The sequence below is a fragment of the Actinoplanes sp. NPDC049598 genome (genome assembly GCF_040675435.1).
Taxonomy (GTDB): Bacteria; Actinomycetota; Actinomycetes; order Mycobacteriales; family Micromonosporaceae; genus Actinoplanes.
The window spans coordinates 155,448-172,703 of the sequence record NZ_JBFAOX010000012.1; the positions used below are offsets into that span (position 1 = coordinate 155,448).

A 17,256-nucleotide genomic window follows, 5' to 3' on the forward strand; every position below is an offset into this window, starting at 1 on the left:
ACCTGCCGATCCGCAGGGTTCGCCATGTTCCGAACCCCCCGGAGTCTCCATGCCTCGCTGGTCCCGCGCCGCCGTCGCCATCGCCGCCGCCCTGCCCCTAGTCGTTCTGCAGCCCGGCGTCGCGCAGGCCGCCGGCAACGCGAAGGCGTACAAGCTGCTGAGCCAGGCCAACGGCGCCGGCCCGATCGCGCGCTGGAATCCGTGCGCCGGCCCGATCGATTACCGCGTCAATCTCACGCGCGCGCCGAAGAACTCGCTCACCGAGGTGCAGACGGCATTCACCAACGTCGCCCAGGCGACGGGCCTGACCTTCCGGTACGCGGGCACGACGACGGCCGTTCCCGCGGCCAACAAGGGCTACAGCGGTACGTATCCGGCCGGCACCGAAATCGTCATCGCGTGGGTCACGCCCGGCGTGCAGAGCAGCATGCTCCCCAAGACCCAGACCACCGCCGGAATGGGCGGCTACATGGCCCGTACCGCCTACACGGCATCGGGCGCTCAGGCCTGGGGCATGACGGAGGGCCGCGTGGTCCTCAACGCCACCCTCACCGCGAAGATGGCCCGCGGTTTCACCGCCGGCCGCAACGGCACCACCGGCCAGTTGCTGATGCACGAGATCGGCCACGCGGTCGGCCTCGACCACCCGAAGATCGCCGACCAGTACGAGATCATGTACCCGGTCCTGACCACCAAGAAAGCCGTATGGGGCGCCGGCGATCTGGTCGGTCTGCGCCTCGTCGGAAAGAACGCCGGCTGTCTGTACGCGCAGAATCCCCAGAAGTCCTGAGACGATGCCCGGGTGCGGATTCTTGTGCTCGGCGGCAGCGGTCTGATCGGCGCTCACGTCGTCGACGTGTTACGCGAGAGCGGGCACACAGCGGTCACGGCCGCTCGCAGTGCCCGCGCCGGGGTCGACCACGTCTTCGACCTGAAAAGCGACGACCCGCGGCCGATTCTGGCCGGCTGTGACGGGGTGGTTCTGGCGACCCGCACGGACGAGCAGCGACCGTTGCCGCGTCCGATCTACCCCGCCTTCCGGCGGGACATGGTCGACCCGGTCGTACGCCTTTTCGCCGCGGCCCGCGAACAGGGCCTCACCCGCGGCGCCGTGATGGGCTCGTACTACACGTATTTCGACCGCCTCCATCCACAATGGCGGCTCAGCGAGCACCACACGTACATCCGCTGTCGCCTGGAACAGGCGCGGGAAGCCCGCGCCGCCGCCGGCCCCGGCCTGCCCGTGGCCGTCCTGGAACTGCCCTTCGTCTTCGGCCGGGCCGGCGATCGCCTTCCGAATTGGTCCGGCCCGCTCGGCACATGGGCCCAATCGCGTTTTCCTTTGGTCGCGCCGCCCGGTGGCACTGCCGTCACCACCGCCCGGAACGTCGCCGAGGCAACCGTCGACGCCCTCGAATCCCGCAGCAACGCCGACCTCCCGATCGGCGACGAAAACCTGTCGTGGTCCGAGATGATCGCCCGGATAGCCGGCCGCCCGGTGCGAACCCTGCCCGCCCCGGTCGTGAAAGCCGCCCTCCGAGCCGGCGGCGCCCTGCAGAAGGCGACCCGCAAGGAGTCCGGCGTCAATCCCACCTACTTCGCCGGCCTCCTGCTCGCCGACCTTTTCATCGAGCCACCCACCGGCCGTTCCGTCGAGTCCGCCATCCGCGACTCCTTCCCCCGATGACCGGCCCGCGCATCGGCTTCGGCGCCATGCACCTGCCGGCCGCCCCGGCCGCGGCCCGGGCCGGCGCCATCGCCGTGGCCCGCCGGGCCGTCGAGCTGGGCGTCACCCTGATCGACACCGCTTACCTCTACGGCGGCGGCGCCAACGAGGAACTGCTCGCCGAGGCCCTCCATCCCTATCCTGAGGGCCTGACCATCACCACCAAGGTCGGCGTCGAACGGTCCGGCCCCGGCGGCGAGTGGGAGCTGAACGGCCGCCCGTCAGTGCTGCGCGCGCAGGTCGAGGGGTCTCTGCGCCGGCTTCGGGTGGACCGGATCGAGCTGCTCCAACTGCACCGGATCGACCCCGCGATCCCGCTCGCCGACCAGATCGGGACGCTGCGCGAACTCCGTACCGCAGGAAAGATCGACCGAATCGGCCTGTCCGAAGTCACCGTGGCCGAGCTCGCCGAGGCCCGGGAGATCGTCGAGATCGCCGGCGTGCAGAACCGCTACAACATCCTCGACCGGGAGCATGAGCCCGTCCTGGAGGCCTGCGAGCGCGCGGGAATCACGTTCCTGCCCTGGCGCCCCATCGCGGCGGGCGCGTCGGGCGAGCAGGAGCGGATCGCCGCGATGGCGGCCGCGGTGGGCGCGACCCCGACCCAGGTCGCGCTGGCCTGGCTGCTCCACCGGTCCCCGGTCATCCGGCCGATCCCGGGGACGGCGAGCATCGCTCATCTGGAAGAGAATCTGGCCGCCGAGCGGCTGGGGTGGGCAGGCCTCGACCTGCCCACCCTTTGAGGATCAGGCGGCTCGGTGGCCGACCGCGCCGTGTGGGTCGATGACGTACTTGCGGGCCGCGCCCTGGTCGAACTCCTGGTAGCCCTGGGGGGCCTGGTCGAGCGGGATCGGGGTGGCGTTGACGTTCTTGGCGATCTGCACCTTGTCGTGCAGGATCGCCATCATCAGGTTCCGGTTGTACTTCATGACCGGGCACTGACCGGTCACGAACGAGTGGGACTTGGCCCAGCCGAGGCCGAGCCGCAGGGACAGCGAACCCTGTTTGGCCGCCTCGTCGACGCCGCCCGGGTCGCCGGTCACGTACAGCCCGGGGATGCCGATCGCGCCGCCGGCGCGGGTGATCGTCATCAGCGAGTTGAGCACGGTCGCCGGCATCTCGGTCTGTGCGTCCTGCCCGTGGCCGCGGGCCTCGAAGCCGACCGCGTCGACCGCCGCGTCGACCATGGGCTCGCCGATCGCCGGGGCGTCGTGCCCGAGGAGCTGGCGGGTCTGCTCGACCGGGTCGCCCTCGGCCACGTTGATCGTCTCGCAGCCGAAGCTGCGGGCCTGGGCCAGCCGTTCCTCGTTGAGGTCGCCGACGATCACGACGGCCGCGCCCAGCAGGTGGGCCGAGGTGGCCGCGGCCAGCCCGACCGGTCCGGCCCCGGCGATGTACACAGTGGAGCCGGTCGTGACGCCCGCGCTGACGCACCCGTGGTAGCCGGTCGGGAAGATGTCGCTGAGCATCGTCAGGTCGAGGATCTTCTCGAGCGCCTGGTCGCGGTCGGGGAACCGGAGCAGGTTCCAGTCCGCGTACGGGACGAGCACGTACTCGGCCTGCCCGCCGATCCAGCCGCCCATGTCGACGTAGCCGTACGCCGACCCGGGCCGGTCCGGGTTCACGTTCAGGCAGATCCCGGTCTTGCCCTCCTTGCAGTTGCGGCACCGGCCGCAGGCGATGTTGAACGGCACCGAGCACACGTCGCCGACCTTGACGAACTCGACGTCCGGCCCGGCCTCGACCACCTCACCGGTGATCTCGTGGCCCAGGACCAGACCTTCAGGGGCGGTCGTACGCCCGCGGACCATGTGCTGATCGCTGCCGCAGATGTTGGTGGTGATCGTCTTGAGGATCACCCCGTGCCGGGCCTGCCGGCCGATGTTGGCCTTGTTGACGCCCGGCCCGTCCTTCAGCTCGAACGTCGGATAATCGATCTCGTGGATTTCGACCCGTCCGGGCCCCTCGTACACCACTGCTCGGTTTCCTGGCATCGTTGCCTCCCGTCAGAAGTGGAGAACTGAGCTCAGTCTTCTCCTGAACGGTCCAAGAAAAACGAGTGTTTGTGGCGGCTCGCGTTTATCCGGACATATCGATGGGCGGCCCGTCGCCGGGCCGCCCGGCGCCGAATCAGCGGGCCAGCGCGAGGCCCTGCTTGTCGGTGAACTTGCCGATCGCGATCGTGATGAAGTCGATCAGAGTCCAGATGCCGAAGCCGCCGACGGTGATCAGCATGAGGATGCCGGTGCCGATCTTGCCGACGTAGAAGCGGTGGACGCCCAGCGTGCCGACGAAGAAGCAGAGCAGCAGGGCGGCGATCCAGGACTTCGATCCGGTGCTGACGGGAGCCTGGGTGGCGGTCATTATCGCGGTATCTCCTCTATGGAGTGAACTGGCAAAAATCGATGCACGATAGCGTATTGAAAGGCGTCTTAGCGACAGTTAAGGTGAGCGGCCTGTCGAAGGGACCATCGCATGCGCCGACGCCGCCTTGTCGTTCCAGGATTGATCTTCACGTTATTGCTTCTGGGCTCGAACGTGTCCCGATCGGCCGAGGCCGAGCATTCTCATGATCACGACGACTTGCATCAGCACATGGCCGACGATCTGGCCGGGATTCCGATGCGTGAGGTCGAGGCGCAGACCGCCGGGAACGCGGCGCGCATTCAGCGCTCCACGGGCGTACGGCCCGGAATGGCCCGCACCAAAGCCGCCGCCGCCGACCCGGGCACCGCGGGTGGGTGGAGCCCGGTCGCCGAGACGCCGGTCGTCCCGGTCTTCACGGCCATGCTGCCGAACGGCAAGGTGCTCATCTGGGATTCCGTCGGCGACAATCCGACCGAGTCGTACCCCGACCACACGTTCACCCGGGCCATGGTCTGGAATCCCGTCGGCAACACGTACAAGCGGGTCGATCTGCAGGGGTCGAACATCTTCTGCGCCGGGTTCGCCCATCTGGCCAACGGCAACATCCTGGTCGCCGGCGGGAACGCCAACGCCAAGATGGACGGCATCGTCCGCACGCACGTCTTCGACTGGCGGAGCGAGACGTGGGCCCGCGGCAAGGACATGGCCGCCGCCCGCTGGTATCCGTCGGTGGCGGAGACGGCGAACGGCGAGGGCGTCATCATCGGCGGCGGCCCCTCGACGGCCGAGGTGTACGAGGGGGATGGCGGCATCCGCACCCTTCCCGGTTTCACCCGGTACAACGCGCGGATCTATCCCTACCTGGTGTCCCGCCCGGACACGCAACTCGGGCTGATCGGCCCGTCCACCACCGCCTTCACCATCGCCACCTCCGGGAACGGAGTGATCACGGCAACCGGATCGCGGGACGGGCTCTTCCGCGACTACGGCAGCTTCGCCACGTACGACATCGGCAAATCCGTCGTCGTGGGCGGCGGCAATCTGACCGAGGGCGGCGCCACGCAGGTGCCGACCCGGACCGCCGTGGTGATGAACGCGGGCGCCGGGCCGTTCCCGTCGGTCACGGCGACCGGATCGCTGTCGACCGGGCGCCGGCAGCTCAACGCCACCCTGCTGGCCGACGGTTCGGTGCTGGCCACCGGCGGCATGACCAGCGCCGCGACCTCGCCCCTGGTCGACCTGGAGCACGCCGCGACGGCGGCCGAACGATGGGATCCGGCGACCGGCCGGTGGACCGTGCTGGCGAGCGCGAGCCGCGTCCGGCAATACCATTCGACCGCCGTGCTGCTGCCCGACGGCCGGGTCATGACCGGTGGCGGCGGCATCTGCTCGGACTGCGTGAAGTTCGGCTACCTGGAGAAGAACGTCGAGTACTTCACGCCGCCGTACCTGTACCGCAAGGACGGCAGTGGCGCGCTCGCGGCCCGGCCGGTCATCACCGCCGCCCCGGCCGCCGTCGGGATCGGCGCCCGCTTCACGGTCACCTCCCCGCAGGCCTCGAGCATCCGCAAGGTCGCGCTGGTCGGCCTCGGCGACGCGACGCACGGCGTCGATCAGGGCCAGCGGTACGTTCCGTTGCGGTTCACCACCGCCGGATCGACCCTGACGGTCACCGGCCCGCCCACCGGCGGTGTCGCGCCGCCCGGCTACTACATGCTCTTCGCCGTCAACGCCCAAGGTGTGCCCTCGGTGGCGAAGATGGTGCAGGTGGCCCGGGCCCGCAACCCGCTCATGAGCCGGATCGTCAACCTGACGGGCCGGTGCCTCGACGTGCCGCGGTCGTCGCCGGCGCCCTCGACCTACCTCGAGGCGTACACCTGCAACTCCTCCGGCGCCCAGGCCATGACCCGGCAGCCGGACGATGGCACGCTGCGCGCGATCGGCAACTGTGTCGACGTCCCGTCGAAACGGTTCGTGGCCGGCCAGCGGATCTGGATGTACCGCTGCAACGGCTCGACCGCCCAGCGCTGGCAGCTGTACACCGACCGCACCATCCGGCCGGCCGCCGACACCAGGCTGTGTCTCGCCCCGGCCTCGTCGGCCCAGACGGCTCCCATCCTGCTCGTGACCTGCAACGGCGGCCTCCGCCAGAAGTGGATGTGGTAGCCGAGTCACGAAGGCCGAGCAGGAGGAGCCGGCGCCGGTTCATGGCCGCTGAAGCGGAGAACCTGATCACCGAGGACGAGGCCGTCGCCAACTGCGTACTGCTGTTGTTCGCCGGCCATGAGACCACCGCCAACCTGATCGCCAACGGCCTGGTCCTGCTCTTCGACAACCCGCCCCCCGCAACCGCCATCTCAGCTTCGGCCTGGGCACCTACTACTGCCTGGGCGCCGCCCTGGCCCGCATGGAAACCGACGAGTGCCTACGCCTCCTGCTGGCCCGCTGCCCCGGCCTCCGTCCCGCCTACGAGACCCCCGCCCTGGCAACCCACCCCACCCTTCGGCCACCGCCTGACCTCCCTACCGGTCACCTTCTGAAGCCTCGAGCAGGGGGAGGGTGAGGCGGAAGCAGGCGCCCGCCCCCGGTGCCGTCTCCAGCTCCACCTCGCCGCCGTGGGCGTGGGCGAGGGAGCGGGCGATGGCCAGCCCCAGGCCCGCGTTGGCGCCGCCGGAGCGGGTGCGGGAGCGGTCGGTGCGGTAGAAGCGGTCGAAGACGCGGGTGGCCTGGTCGGCGGTCATGCCGGGCCCCCGGTCGGCGATCTCCAGGACGGCGCGGCCGTTGTGGGTGCCGACTCCGATGCGTACCTCCGTGCCTGTGGGGGTGTGGGTCACCGCGTTGCCGACCAGGTTGGCGACCACCTGGCGGAGCCTGGCCTCGTCCGCGTCGACCGGGGCCGGACCGGGCGGGCCGTTTCCGGAAGGGCCGGTGAGCGTGACCGGGCGGGCCGGGTCGAGGGCGTGCAGGTCGTGCCGGGCGTCAGTCGCGAGGGTGCGCAGGTCCATCGGGGCCCGGTCGAGCTGCCCTTCCGGCGAGTCGTCGAGCGAGGCGAGCAGCAGCAGGTCTTCGGTGAGGGCGGTCAGCCGGGTCGCCTCCTGCTCGATGCGGCGCATGGCCGCGTCGACGTCGGCCGGTGCGGCCAGGGCGCCCATGCGGTGCAGGTCGGTCGAGCCCTTGATGACGAACAGCGGCGTGCGCAGCTCGTGGCTGACGTCGGACACGAACGTCCGCATCCGGGCTTCCGAGGCGGCGCGGTCCGCGAAGGCCTTCTCGAGCTGGCCGAGCATGGTGTTGAGGGACGCCGCGAGGTGCCCGATCTCGGTGTTGGGCCCGGCCAGGGCGGGCACCCGCTGGGTGAGGTCGCCGGCGGCGATGGCGGCCGCCGTCCGGTCGACGCGGCGCAGCGGGCGCAGGCCCCGGCCCAGCGCGAACCAGCCCACCGCGGTCAGCACCGCCAGTAGCACGAGACCGCTGATCAGGCTGGTTGTGCGCAGCTGCGCGACCGTCGCGTCGGCCGCGGTCATCGGGGCCGCCGCTATGACCGTTCCGTCCCAGCCCGCCGTCTTGCGGGCGACCGCCCGCCACCGTCCCGAGCCGTCCCCGGCGGGCCGAAAGACAGCGGATCCATCGGTCGGGACAGACGACAGGCCGGTTGGCAGGCTCGCTGTGGACAACCGGGACGAGAGCACTCCGTCGACGACCGCGCCGCGAGAATCCAGGTAGACCAGGTAGGGGGCGCCGATCAGGTCGAGGGCAGGGTCCAGCACGTCGGCCCGGGCACCGCTGCGTGACGGGCCAGTGGGCGCCTGGGAGATCAACCCGGTCAGCGACCGCAGCTGCGTGTCCAGCCGCTCCACCTGGTAATCCGACAGCCGGTCGGAGACGACCGTACCCACCAGCCCGATCCCGGCCAGCAGCAAAGCGGCGGTGAGCAACAGCAGCCGTACCCGCAAGCTCACCGCCGCGGCTCCCGGATCACATAGCCCACCCCGTGCACGGTGTGGATGAGTTTCGGCTCCTCGACGTCGACCTTCCGGCGCAGGTACGAGATGTAGGTGTCCACGATGCTGGCGTCGCCGTCGAAGTCGTACCGCCACACCCGTTCGAGGATCTGCGCCTTCGTCACGACCCGCCCGGCGTTCTCCATCAGGTGGCGCAACAGCCGGAACTCGGTGTCCGACACGCGTACCGGCCGGCCGTGCCGGGTCACCTGATGCCCCTCCACGTCGAGCGCGAGCGGGCCCGCCCTCAGCATCTCGGCGTGGTGCCCGTTGGTGCGGCGCAGGATGGCCCGGATCCGCGCGATCAGCTCCTCCAGGTCGAACGGCTTGGTCACGTAGTCGTCGGCCCCCAGCGACAGCCCGGTGACCTTGTCGGCCGGCCGGTCCCGGGCGGTCAGGAACAACACGGGCGTACGCCGGTCGCGCAGCCGCCGGATGACCTCGAAGCCGTCCATGTCGGGCAGCATGACATCGAGCAGCACCAGGTCGGGCGGGTCGGCGGTGGCGGCGGCGATCGCCTCGCCCGCGGTGGCGGCCGAGGCCACCCGGAAGCCCGCGAACCGCAGCGTCGCCGCCAGCAGCTCCCGGACGGTGGCCTCGTCGTCCACCACGAGCAGACGTTCCGTCATGATGGCCATTAAACGTCGCGGCGCCGCAGCACCACGAACGCCGCCACCAGCACCGCCGCGATCCCGACGCTCATCCCGGCCAGGTTCCACCACGGGTGCGGGAAGTCCGGATCCGGCACCGTCGCCAGCGCGGCCGCCCCGCCGATCGTCGGCCAGAAGTCGAACAGCCCGGCCATCCACGAGGGGAACAGCCCGCCCAGCGCCGGCACCAGGAACACGATCCCGACCAGCGTCGCCAGCGCCCCCGCGGTGGCCCGCATGATCGTCCCGAGCCCGACCGCCAGCAGCGCGATGAGCGCCAGGTAGAGCCCGCCCGCGAACAGCGCCCGCAGCACCCCCGGATCCCCGAGCCCCGCGTTCGGCACTCCTTGCCGGCCCAGCAGCGGCTGCCCGATCAGGAACGCCGCCACCATCAGCACCTGCCCCGCGACCACCGCGACCACCGCCGCCACCAGCACTTTGGCCGCCAGCACGCGATGCCGCCGGGGCGTCGCGGTCAGTGTCGTGCGGATCAGGCCCGTCGCGAATTCCGACGTGACCACCAGGATGCCGAGCACACCCACGATCAACTGCGCCACGATGTACGTCGTGAGGCTGTGCGCCGTGGGGTCCCACGCAGCGCCGGCCTCCGCGTACGCGTCCCGGGCCGAGTTCGACGACGACAGGGCGGTGATCCCGAGCCCGGCGAAGAACAGGCACCCCAGCGTGTACCAGGTCGACCGCAGGCTGCGCAGCTTGATCCATTCGGCCCGTACCGCCCGGCTCATGCCGCCACCCCCTGGTACTCGACGCTGTCCCGGGTCAGCTCCATGAAGGCGTCCTCCAGCGACGCTCGCTGCGGCGTGAGCTCGCTGAGGGCGATGCGGTGGTACGCCGCCAGGTCGCCCACGTCCTCGGCGGTCATCCCGGACACGACAAGAGCAGATTCAAGACCTTGCCGTACGGATGCTCCGGCCGCCGACAATCGTGAGGCGAGCCCGGCCGGATCCTTCGTCCGCACGTGAACCGTGCCGCCGCCGGCCGCGCGCATGAGCTCGCTGACCGACGTGTCCGCGATGAGCCGTCCCCGCCCGACCACGACCAGGTGATCGGCCGTCTGCGCCATCTCGCTCATCAGATGGCTGGAGACCAGCACCGCCCGCCCTTCACCGGCCAGCGACCGCATGAGCTCGCGTACCCACCGGATCCCCTCCGGGTCGAGCCCGTTCACCGGCTCGTCGAAGATCAGCACCCGTGGATCGCCCAGCAGCGCCGCCGCGATCCCCAGCCGCTGCCGCATGCCCAGCGAGAAGCCGCCCGCCCGTTTCCCGGCCACCCCCTCCAGGCCGGTACGGGTGAGCACCTCGTCCACCCGCTTCTTCGGCAGCCCGTTGCTCGCCGCCAGCGCCCAGAGATGGTCGTACGCCGTACGCCCGCCGTGCACCGCCCCCGCGTCGAGCAACGCCCCCACTTCGGTCAGCGGCACCGCCAGCTCGGCGTAGCGCGGCCCACCCACATTCACCGACCCGCTGTCCGGCGCCGCCAGCCCGACGATCATCCGCATGGTGGTCGTCTTCCCGGCCCCGTTCGGCCCGAGAAACCCGGTCACCTGCCCCGCCTCGACGGTGAAGGACAAGTCGTCCACCACCGTCACCGCCCCGTACCGCTTGGTCAGTCCCCGTACCTCGATCATTCCCATACCGCCGATGCTGACCGACCAGCCTGACCTTCCTCGCAGAGCTTCTGAAAGAACTCTGTGAAGCCGGGTCCGGAACGCCACGGGGGAGGGCCATGCATCAGGCATCCACGTCGGCGTCGGCGTGGGGGCTTCGAAGCAAATGGCTGGTGCAGCCTGCTGTGCGAGCGCACAGGAGATCGTTTCGTGCATGCCCGAAATTGCACATCGTGCACATCGATGAGGTCGATTACAACGATGTGAGGCAGGCGTTCGGGGGACCTACCGGCAGGTCACCAAGGGCGCTTCCATCGGTGAGCGCCGATTCAGGGTGGGGGGCTAGATCATGTTTGGGCCGGTCATCGCGTCGCACGGTTCGTACGCCGCTGATCCCGTGGACGCATGACTCTCGTATCCGAGGGCAGAAGTTTCCACGGATGGAGGCGTCATGGCAGTGCGACGGCCGGCAATGCGCGCGTCGAGCACCGGTGGCCGCATGGTCCATACTGGACCGGTAAGCACGTGCGGATGCACGTGCAGATGCGCCGGGGCTGTTGTCCGGGGAGGACTCGTATGCGGCTGAGACACCCCTCCGGCCGGATCGTGCACCTCGGATGTGAGATCGCCACGCGATCGGGGAGCAATTTACCCGCCGTCGTCCGGCAACTCGACACCTATGGCGCCGTGCGGGCCCGCCTCGGGGCGGACGCGCTCGGCGTGAACCTGTGGCTTCCCCCCGCACTCGCCGCCGCCCTCGCCGTCGAGAGCCGCGCCCGCACCCGGCTTCGTGCCGAACTCGACGCCCGCCGGCTCGAAGTCGTCACGTTGAGCGGCGCGCCCTTCGCCGAGGGCGGCGGCGAGAAACCCAGACCTGACTCCCACGCGGGTGCCTCCCCCGCGGGCGCCTCCGCCGTCGTCGCTCCCCCCAACAGCGACGCGGCGGAGGCTGCCGAAAAAGAACGGGACTGGACCGATCCCGCCCGCCGCGAATACACACTGGACCTGGCCCGCGTCCTGCTCGACCTGCTCGACGACGACGCCGTACGGGGCACGGTCAGCACCATCGGCCTGGGCCGGCGCGACGGCTGGGCCGAAGCCGAGGACAAGGCCGCCCTCGGCATCCTCCGCCGCCTCTCCCACGGCCTGGCCGACCTGGCCTGGCAGAACGGCCGGGCCGTACGCGTCGGCTTCCAGCCCGCCGAGGGCTACGTCCTGGACAGCCCCGAGCAGACGGTCGCCGCCCTCAGCCGCGTCGACAAGGACCGGCTCGGCATCTGCCTCGACCTCGGCCACTGCGAACGCACCTGGGCCGACCCGGCCGCCGGCATCGAGGCCATCACCGACTCCGGCCTGGCCATCGTCGAGGTCCGCGTGGCCGCCGTGCCCGGCGCCACCACCACCCGCTGGCGCGACGGCCTGCGCCAGCTGTTCGGCCACGAGGGCCCGCTCACCGAGAACCTCACGCTGGTGAGCCGGACCCCCACCCCCGACGCGGTCACCAACGACGTCACGTACCTCCTGGCGGAGCTCGCCGCCCTCGGCCTGCAGCCGGAAAACGAGCCTTGCGCCGCTCGCTGAGTTGTCTAGAGTCGGTGATGGCGAGCCGGCCCCCGGGAGGCGCAAACCCGGACCGGCGCAACCTCGCCACGCACCACCCTGGGCGGCCTCCCTCGCCGCCCGCCTAATCACGGCTGCCCGAGGGAGAAAACGGCAATGGCACGTCCGATCACGCTCTTCACCGGCCAATGGGCCGATCTGCCCTTCGACGAGGTGTGCCGGCTCGCGTCCGAGTGGGGCTACGACGGGCTCGAGATCGCCTGCTGGGGTGACCACTTCGAGGTCGACCGGGCGCTCGCCGAGCCCGACTACATCGACCGCAAGCGCGAACAGCTCGACAAGCACAACCTGAAAGTCTTCGCGATCTCCAACCACCTCGTCGGCCAGGCCGTCTGCGACCACCCCATCGACGAGCGCCACCAGGACATCCTGCCCGCCGCCATCTGGGGCGACGGCGACCCCGAGGGCGTACGGACCCGCGCCGCCGACCGGATGAAGGACACCGCCCGGGCCGCGGCCAAACTCGGCGTCAACACGGTCGTCGGCTTCACCGGCTCATCGATCTGGCACACCGTGGCCATGTTCCCGCCCGTCCCACCGGCGATGATCGAACGCGGCTACCAGGACTTCGCCGACCGGTGGAACCCCATCCTCGACGTGTTCGACGAGGTCGGGGTGCGCTTCGCCCACGAGGTCCACCCCAGCGAGATCGCGTACGACTACTGGACCACCCGCCGCACCCTCGAAGCCATCGGCGACCGCCCCGCCTTCGGCCTCAACTGGGACCCGTCCCACTTCGTCTGGCAGGAACTCGACCCGGTCAACTTCATCCTCGAATTCAAGGACCGGATCTACCACGTCGACTGCAAGGACGCGAAAGTCCGTACGGGCGACGGCCGCCGCGGCCGCCTCAGCTCCCACCTGCCCTGGGCCGACCTGCGCCGCGGCTGGGACTTCGTCTCCACCGGCCACGGCGACGTGCCCTGGGAGGACTGCTTCCGGGCGCTCAACGCGATCGGATACGACGGCCCCATCTCCGTCGAATGGGAAGACGCCGGCATGGACCGCCTGATCGGCGCCCCCGAAGCCCTGCAATTCGTCCGGCGGCTCGCCTTCGACGCACCCACCGCCGCCTTCGACGCCGCCTTCTCCACCAACCCCTGACACACCTTCAGACACACGAAAGCCGCCCCGGTCATCCGGGGCGGCTTTCGAAAAACTCAGAACGACGTGCCGGAAGACTTGCTCGTCGAGGTCGTCACGGTCGTCGAGGTGGCCAGCGGCTCGGTCGGCGACGAGTCCAGCGAGTTCGAGTCGCTCGACGAGGTGGAAAGCTTCTCACCCAGCTTCGACGACTGCAGCTTGTCCTTGCTCTCCGAGTAGAGCTTGTTAGCCTGCGCCTGGGCCACACCGGCGGCCTCCTGCACCGACGGGTGCTCCCACACCTTCTTGGCGTTCGCCCGGATCTCCTCGTACTTCTCCCGGCCGGCACGGCTGCCCAGGACGAAGCCCGCCGCGAGACCGGAGATGAACATCAGCTTTCCGCGCATGATCGCGGCTCCTTCCGTTCGTGGTGGCGCGCATGCGCCGATGTTGACCGTGCATACCCATCCTGCCGCCGGCGTACTCCTGTCCACCCGGATTCCCCCCGACGCGGCGTGCCGGGGAACCCCTTCGCGCCCACCCGCCATCGTCATGTACTCTGTTCCCCGGCACCAAGCAAGACCGGCGCCGAGCACGATCCCCTGTAGCTCAATTGGCAGAGCAGCCGGCTGTTAACCGGCAGGTTATTGGTTCGAGTCCAATCGGGGGAGCGAGCGGTCCTACGGCCCCCCGGTCCGCAGAAAGCGCGGACCGGGGGGCCGCTCGCATTTCTGCTCCGGGGGCGACCCCCGGAAACCCCACGGTGTCTCGGTTGCAGTGAGTGCGCACGTGGCGGCTTGACCCTTTTTCTTTAGTGTCGCCCTTGCCTTCCTCGCTCTGCTCTCAGACCCCTGCCCTCGTCTTCGATCCCGCCCTACCTCTGCCTTCAGACTTCGACCCCTGATCGCCACCTCCTACCCCGTCCCGGCCCGTCCTGCTCCGGCTCCGGCCTCGCCCCCGACCCCGGCCCGCCCGGCTCGGTCCCGGCCCGTCCGGCTCAGCCTCGCCTCGCCCGGCCCTCCGACCCCGGGCCCAGTTCGGCACAGTTCGGCCTCGCCCGGCCTCGTCGGTCCGGCCCGGCCCCGCCGGCCAGCCCGCCACCTCGGACCTCCGACCCCGGGCCGCCGCCTCGGACCTCCGACCCCGGGCCGCCGCCTCGGACCTCCGACCCCGGCCCGCCCGGCTCGGCCTTACCCGGCCCCGGCCCGCCCAGCACGGCCCCCACTCCGGACCTCCGACCCTGGCCCGGCCCCGCCCGGCCTCGGCGCCGTTGGACCCCGCCTCCTGCCCGGGCCGGGTGGCGTTGTTACGGGGATCTAGGTGTGTGGGGAAGGGGTGGGGGTGAGGGTGGCCAGGGAGCGGGATAGGGCTCGGTAGACAGGGTGGCCGCATAAGACGCCTAGGGCTACGGCGAGCATGGAGGCTAAAGCGTTCAGGAGGTCCTGGGAAGCTTGGGACTGGTTGGCGCTCAGGTATTCGGTTACGCCTATGAGGCTCAGGGCGCCGGGAACCAGGAGCCAGAAGCCGGGCAGGAAGCTGACCAGGGCTGGGGGGCCGCTGGGTAGGTGTTCTACCAGGTACGCGACGACTGTCAGGACCAGGGCGCCTACGAAGCCGGACAGGTAGCCGCCGACCAGGAGGTTTCCGAGGTATTGGGCGGTCCAGGCGGCGTACAGGACCAGGCAGAGCCAGATCAGGGAGCGGCGTGGGGCCGAGTGGACCAGGTAGCTGCCGATGGCGACGATCAGGGCGCCCAGCCAGGGGGCCCACGGGCCGATCGGGTCCTGGAAGGCGGTCAGTTGGGAGTTGGCCCTCGGGAGGCCGACGGTCTGGGTGGCGCCGACTATGCCGAAGGCCAGCAGGAACAGCTGCAGGACGCCGGTCACCAGGCGGCTGGCGCCGGTGACCATCTCGGCGGCGGAGATCTCCACTACGCCCATGGTCAGCATGGCGCCGGGGAGGAAGGTGGCCAAGGGGGCGACCATGGCTTTCAGGTCGGGATCGGCCCAGCCGGTGTCGGCCAGCAGGAATGTCGTGGCGGCGACGGTGAAGGCGGCGGTCACCGGCATGATCATTTGAACGCTGGCCCAGCGGGCGCCGATCAGTTTCAGGGCGCCGACCACGGCGCCGAACGCTGCCGCCAGCAGCAGGTCGCCCCACGTGGGCTGCAGGACCAGGCAGATGCCGGTGGTCAGGACGGCATGGCTCGCGATCTGCAGGGCCGGGCGGAGACGGGCGGGCATGGCAATGATCTGTTCGACCCGGTAAATGCCGTCGGCCGGGGTGGGCCGGCCGCGTTCGGACTCCTTGAGCAGCTCATAGATGGCGGCCGTCTGGTCCAGGCGCAGGCCGCCGCGGAGTTGGCGGGTGGGCTCGAGGGTGGCGGGGCGACCCGGTTCCAAGGAGACGACCAGGTAGGTGGGCAGCACGCTGACCCGGGCGTGCGGGGCTCCGTAGGCCGCGGCCACCCGCAGCAGGCGGTCCTCGATCTGGTTGACGGCCTCGCCGGCGGCGGTCAGGGCGCTGCCGAGATAGAGGAGGAACTGCTGGAGCTCCCGCCGCTCGTGGTCGTTCTCCGCCATGAGCGGCACGCTAGGCGAGGAAGGCCGGAGCGAGATCACCCGGCGGGAGTGAGGTGCGGGCTGGTGGGTATGTCACGCTGGCGACGGCGGGTGGGGTACGCCTCGGGGCGGCGCTCATGACCGTACGTCCGGCTGGTGCTTTCGGGCGTACGGCCGGGGGTGCTCACGGGCGTACGGCAAGCAGGGCGTGACCGAATCGCCTGCCCGGACCAGCCGCCGCCGTTAGTCTGTGCTTGCCTGGTTCGTCCCCTTGTGAGGTGCCCGTGTCGCAGCCAATTGAGGTGGACGTCGTCATCGTCGGCGGCGGTCTCGCCGGACTCGCCGCCGCCCGCCGGCTCGACCGGGCCGGAGTCGAATGGCTGCTGGTCGAAGGGTCGGACCGGATCGGCGGGCGCGTCACCACCGACACCGTCGACGGATGGCATCTCGACCGCGGGTTCCAGATCCTCAACACGGCCTACCCGCGGGTGCCGGCACTCGTCGACATCGACGCGCTGGACATGCGCTACTTCACCCCGGGTGTGCTCGTGCGCCGCGGGGGAGAGCTCCACCGGCTGGAGAACCCGGTGCGTGAACCGCTCGCGGCGGCGCAGGCGCTGACCTCCGGGGTGGGCACGCTCAGTGACCGGCTCAAGTTCGCGGCCCTGGCGACACGCTGCGCGACCGTGCCCGCGGCCCGGCTGCTCGAGGCGCGCGAGACCACGACCCAGGAGTTCCTGCGCAAGGCCGGCATGTCCCACCGCATGATCGAAGAGGTGCTGCGGCCGTTCCTGTCCGGCGTCTTCGGCGACCGCTCGCTCGACACGTCCAGCCACGTCTTCTCGATGGTGCTGCGGTCCTTCGCCCGCGGGCGCCTGGGCGTCCCGGCCGCCGGGATGGCCGCCTTCCCCGCGGCGATCGCCGGCCCGCTGCCGTACCCGCAGTTGCTGATCGGCGCCCGAACCCTCTCGGTCGGACCCGGCCTGGTCGTCACCGAAGGTGGCGAGATCCACTGCCGTGCCGTCATCGTCGCCACCGACCCGACGTCGGCCGCCGAGCTCCTGCCCGGCCTGCCCGAGCCCGACATGCACGGCCTGACCACCTTCTACTTCGGCGCCGACCGGGCCCCGCTCAACGAACCCACCCTGGTCCTCGACGGCGACCGCCGCGAGATCATCGCCAACACGGTTGTCGTCAGCAACGCCGCCCCCGAGTACGCGCCCACCGGAAAATCCCTGATCGCGGCGTCGGTCGTCGGCGTCTCGGCCCCGTCCAGCGCCTCCGAGACGGTGATCCGGGTCGAACTGTCCCGCCTCTACGGCGTCCCCACCGACGACTGGGACCTGCTCGAAGTGATCAGCATCCCCAACGCCCTCCCGTCGGCCCGAGTCCCCCAGCACAACCTGCGCAAGCCGGTCGACCTGGGCGACGGCCTCTTCGTCGCCGGCGACCACCGCGACAGCCCGTCGATCCAGGGCGCCCTGGCCGGCGGCTGGCGCACCGCAGGCGCCGTCCTCACCCGGCTCGGCGCCGGCGTCGGGGCGGCCCGATGAGGCCCCGCTGCATATGCTCGGGAGATCGCTGGCTGTGAACAGGGCCCACGGGTTAGGATCGCCGC

The 17,256-nt window shown here is 70.6% G+C and carries 16 protein-coding genes and 1 tRNA gene; 9 read left to right on the forward strand and 8 right to left on the reverse strand.

Features of this window, described 5'->3' with window-relative positions; translation table 11 throughout:
* Positions 1-49: 49 nt before the first annotated feature.
* Genes AB0J66_RS27000 through AB0J66_RS27010 form a run of 3 tightly spaced genes read left to right on the forward strand, consistent with a single transcriptional unit; the run spans position 50 to position 2,469 of the window.
* The gene (locus AB0J66_RS27000; protein ID WP_364666003.1) at positions 50-790 is read left to right on the forward strand and encodes a hypothetical protein; all 741 of its coding nucleotides are present in this window, start codon (positions 50-52) and stop codon (positions 788-790) included.
* A 12-nt stretch (positions 791-802) separates the two neighbouring features.
* Positions 803-1,687 carry an NAD-dependent epimerase/dehydratase family protein gene (locus tag AB0J66_RS27005; protein WP_364666006.1) on the forward strand — a complete coding sequence of 295 codons (885 nt, stop codon included), beginning with the start codon at positions 803-805 and terminating at the stop codon, positions 1,685-1,687.
* Entirely contained in the window at positions 1,684-2,469 is a 786-nt protein-coding gene (locus tag AB0J66_RS27010) for an aldo/keto reductase (protein ID WP_364666009.1), read from the forward strand. Before AB0J66_RS27005 ends, AB0J66_RS27010 begins: the two co-directional genes overlap by 4 nt.
* Before the next feature lie 3 nt (positions 2,470-2,472).
* Here the strand turns inward: AB0J66_RS27010 and fdhA are convergent, their stop codons facing one another.
* Together fdhA and AB0J66_RS27020 are read right to left on the reverse strand one after the other, a co-directional pair.
* Positions 2,473-3,720, reverse strand: a complete 1,248-nt coding sequence (gene fdhA, locus AB0J66_RS27015) for a formaldehyde dehydrogenase, glutathione-independent (protein WP_364666012.1) — start codon at positions 3,718-3,720, stop codon at positions 2,473-2,475.
* 136 nt (positions 3,721-3,856) lie between these two features.
* Entirely contained in the window at positions 3,857-4,090 is a 234-nt protein-coding gene (locus AB0J66_RS27020) for a TM2 domain-containing protein (RefSeq protein WP_364666015.1), read from the reverse strand.
* Between the two features lie 231 nt (positions 4,091-4,321).
* Between AB0J66_RS27020 and AB0J66_RS27025 the strand changes: the two genes are divergently transcribed.
* Entirely contained in the window at positions 4,322-6,259 is a 1,938-nt protein-coding gene (locus AB0J66_RS27025) for a galactose oxidase-like domain-containing protein (RefSeq protein WP_364666018.1), read from the forward strand.
* Between the two features lie 41 nt (positions 6,260-6,300).
* Positions 6,301-6,633, forward strand: coding sequence for a hypothetical protein (locus AB0J66_RS27030; RefSeq protein WP_364666021.1), 333 nt, complete (start codon positions 6,301-6,303; stop codon positions 6,631-6,633).
* Here the strand turns inward: AB0J66_RS27030 and AB0J66_RS27035 are convergent.
* The 4 genes from AB0J66_RS27035 to AB0J66_RS27050 are packed head-to-tail and all read right to left on the reverse strand — an operon-like array spanning position 6,616 to position 10,395.
* Entirely contained in the window at positions 6,616-8,052 is a 1,437-nt protein-coding gene (locus AB0J66_RS27035; RefSeq protein WP_364666024.1) for a HAMP domain-containing sensor histidine kinase, read from the reverse strand. The genes AB0J66_RS27030 and AB0J66_RS27035 overlap by 18 nt on opposite strands.
* Positions 8,049-8,732 carry a response regulator transcription factor gene (locus AB0J66_RS27040; RefSeq protein ID WP_364666027.1) on the reverse strand — a complete coding sequence of 228 codons (684 nt, stop codon included), beginning with the start codon at positions 8,730-8,732 and terminating at the stop codon, positions 8,049-8,051. Before AB0J66_RS27040 ends, AB0J66_RS27035 begins: the two co-directional genes overlap by 4 nt.
* Positions 8,732-9,490 (reverse strand): ABC transporter permease, encoded by a 759-nt coding sequence (locus AB0J66_RS27045; protein WP_364666029.1) that lies wholly within the window; start codon positions 9,488-9,490, stop codon positions 8,732-8,734. Before AB0J66_RS27045 ends, AB0J66_RS27040 begins: the two co-directional genes overlap by 1 nt.
* Positions 9,487-10,395, reverse strand: a complete 909-nt coding sequence (locus AB0J66_RS27050) for an ABC transporter ATP-binding protein (RefSeq protein WP_364666371.1) — start codon at positions 10,393-10,395, stop codon at positions 9,487-9,489. The genes AB0J66_RS27045 and AB0J66_RS27050 overlap by 4 nt, the downstream gene beginning before the upstream one ends.
* 555 nt (positions 10,396-10,950) lie before the next feature.
* On the opposite strand from AB0J66_RS27050, the gene AB0J66_RS27055 reads away from it, so the two are divergent.
* Together AB0J66_RS27055 and AB0J66_RS27060 are read left to right on the forward strand one after the other, a co-directional pair.
* Positions 10,951-11,955 (forward strand): TIM barrel protein, encoded by a 1,005-nt coding sequence (locus tag AB0J66_RS27055; protein ID WP_364666032.1) that lies wholly within the window; start codon positions 10,951-10,953, stop codon positions 11,953-11,955.
* A 135-nt stretch (positions 11,956-12,090) separates the two neighbouring features.
* Positions 12,091-13,098 (forward strand): sugar phosphate isomerase/epimerase family protein, encoded by a 1,008-nt coding sequence (locus AB0J66_RS27060; RefSeq protein WP_364666035.1) that lies wholly within the window; start codon positions 12,091-12,093, stop codon positions 13,096-13,098.
* A 56-nt stretch (positions 13,099-13,154) separates the two neighbouring features.
* On the opposite strand, the gene AB0J66_RS27065 is transcribed toward AB0J66_RS27060, so the two are convergent.
* Complete coding sequence (locus AB0J66_RS27065; protein WP_364666037.1) at positions 13,155-13,484, reverse strand: hypothetical protein; 330 nt, start codon at positions 13,482-13,484, stop codon at positions 13,155-13,157.
* 191 nt (positions 13,485-13,675) lie between these two features.
* Here AB0J66_RS27065 and AB0J66_RS27070 point away from each other — a divergent pair.
* Positions 13,676-13,748 (forward strand) — tRNA-Asn (locus tag AB0J66_RS27070).
* A gap of 645 nt (positions 13,749-14,393) precedes the next feature.
* Here AB0J66_RS27070 and AB0J66_RS27075 read toward each other — a convergent pair.
* Positions 14,394-15,659 (reverse strand): threonine/serine exporter family protein, encoded by a 1,266-nt coding sequence (locus AB0J66_RS27075; protein ID WP_364666039.1) that lies wholly within the window; start codon positions 15,657-15,659, stop codon positions 14,394-14,396.
* A 263-nt stretch (positions 15,660-15,922) separates the two neighbouring features.
* On the opposite strand from AB0J66_RS27075, the gene AB0J66_RS27080 reads away from it, so the two are divergent.
* Positions 15,923-17,191 carry an NAD(P)/FAD-dependent oxidoreductase gene (locus AB0J66_RS27080; RefSeq protein WP_364666042.1) on the forward strand — a complete coding sequence of 423 codons (1,269 nt, stop codon included), beginning with the start codon at positions 15,923-15,925 and terminating at the stop codon, positions 17,189-17,191.
* Positions 17,192-17,256 lie beyond the last annotated feature (65 nt).

Bases quoted from the DNA above. Each gene is read 5' to 3' on its own strand.
- AB0J66_RS27000 (WP_364666003.1), top strand. From the start codon at position 50: ATGCCTCGCTGGTCCCGCGCCGCCGTCGCCATCGCCGCCGCCCTGCCC.
- AB0J66_RS27010 (WP_364666009.1), top strand. From the start codon at position 1,684: ATGACCGGCCCGCGCATCGGCTTCGGCGCCATGCACCTGCCGGCCGCC.
- fdhA (WP_364666012.1), bottom strand. From the start codon at position 3,720: ATGCCAGGAAACCGAGCAGTGGTGTACGAGGGGCCCGGACGGGTCGAA.
- AB0J66_RS27020 (WP_364666015.1), bottom strand. From the start codon at position 4,090: ATGACCGCCACCCAGGCTCCCGTCAGCACCGGATCGAAGTCCTGGATC.
- AB0J66_RS27025 (WP_364666018.1), top strand. From the start codon at position 4,322: ATGGCCGACGATCTGGCCGGGATTCCGATGCGTGAGGTCGAGGCGCAG.
- AB0J66_RS27030 (WP_364666021.1), top strand. From the start codon at position 6,301: ATGGCCGCTGAAGCGGAGAACCTGATCACCGAGGACGAGGCCGTCGCC.
- AB0J66_RS27040 (WP_364666027.1), bottom strand. From the start codon at position 8,732: ATGGCCATCATGACGGAACGTCTGCTCGTGGTGGACGACGAGGCCACC.
- AB0J66_RS27045 (WP_364666029.1), bottom strand. From the start codon at position 9,490: ATGAGCCGGGCGGTACGGGCCGAATGGATCAAGCTGCGCAGCCTGCGG.
- AB0J66_RS27050 (WP_364666371.1), bottom strand. From the start codon at position 10,395: ATGATCGAGGTACGGGGACTGACCAAGCGGTACGGGGCGGTGACGGTG.
- AB0J66_RS27055 (WP_364666032.1), top strand. From the start codon at position 10,951: ATGCGGCTGAGACACCCCTCCGGCCGGATCGTGCACCTCGGATGTGAG.
- AB0J66_RS27060 (WP_364666035.1), top strand. From the start codon at position 12,091: ATGGCACGTCCGATCACGCTCTTCACCGGCCAATGGGCCGATCTGCCC.
- AB0J66_RS27065 (WP_364666037.1), bottom strand. From the start codon at position 13,484: ATGCGCGGAAAGCTGATGTTCATCTCCGGTCTCGCGGCGGGCTTCGTC.
- AB0J66_RS27075 (WP_364666039.1), bottom strand. From the start codon at position 15,659: ATGGCGGAGAACGACCACGAGCGGCGGGAGCTCCAGCAGTTCCTCCTC.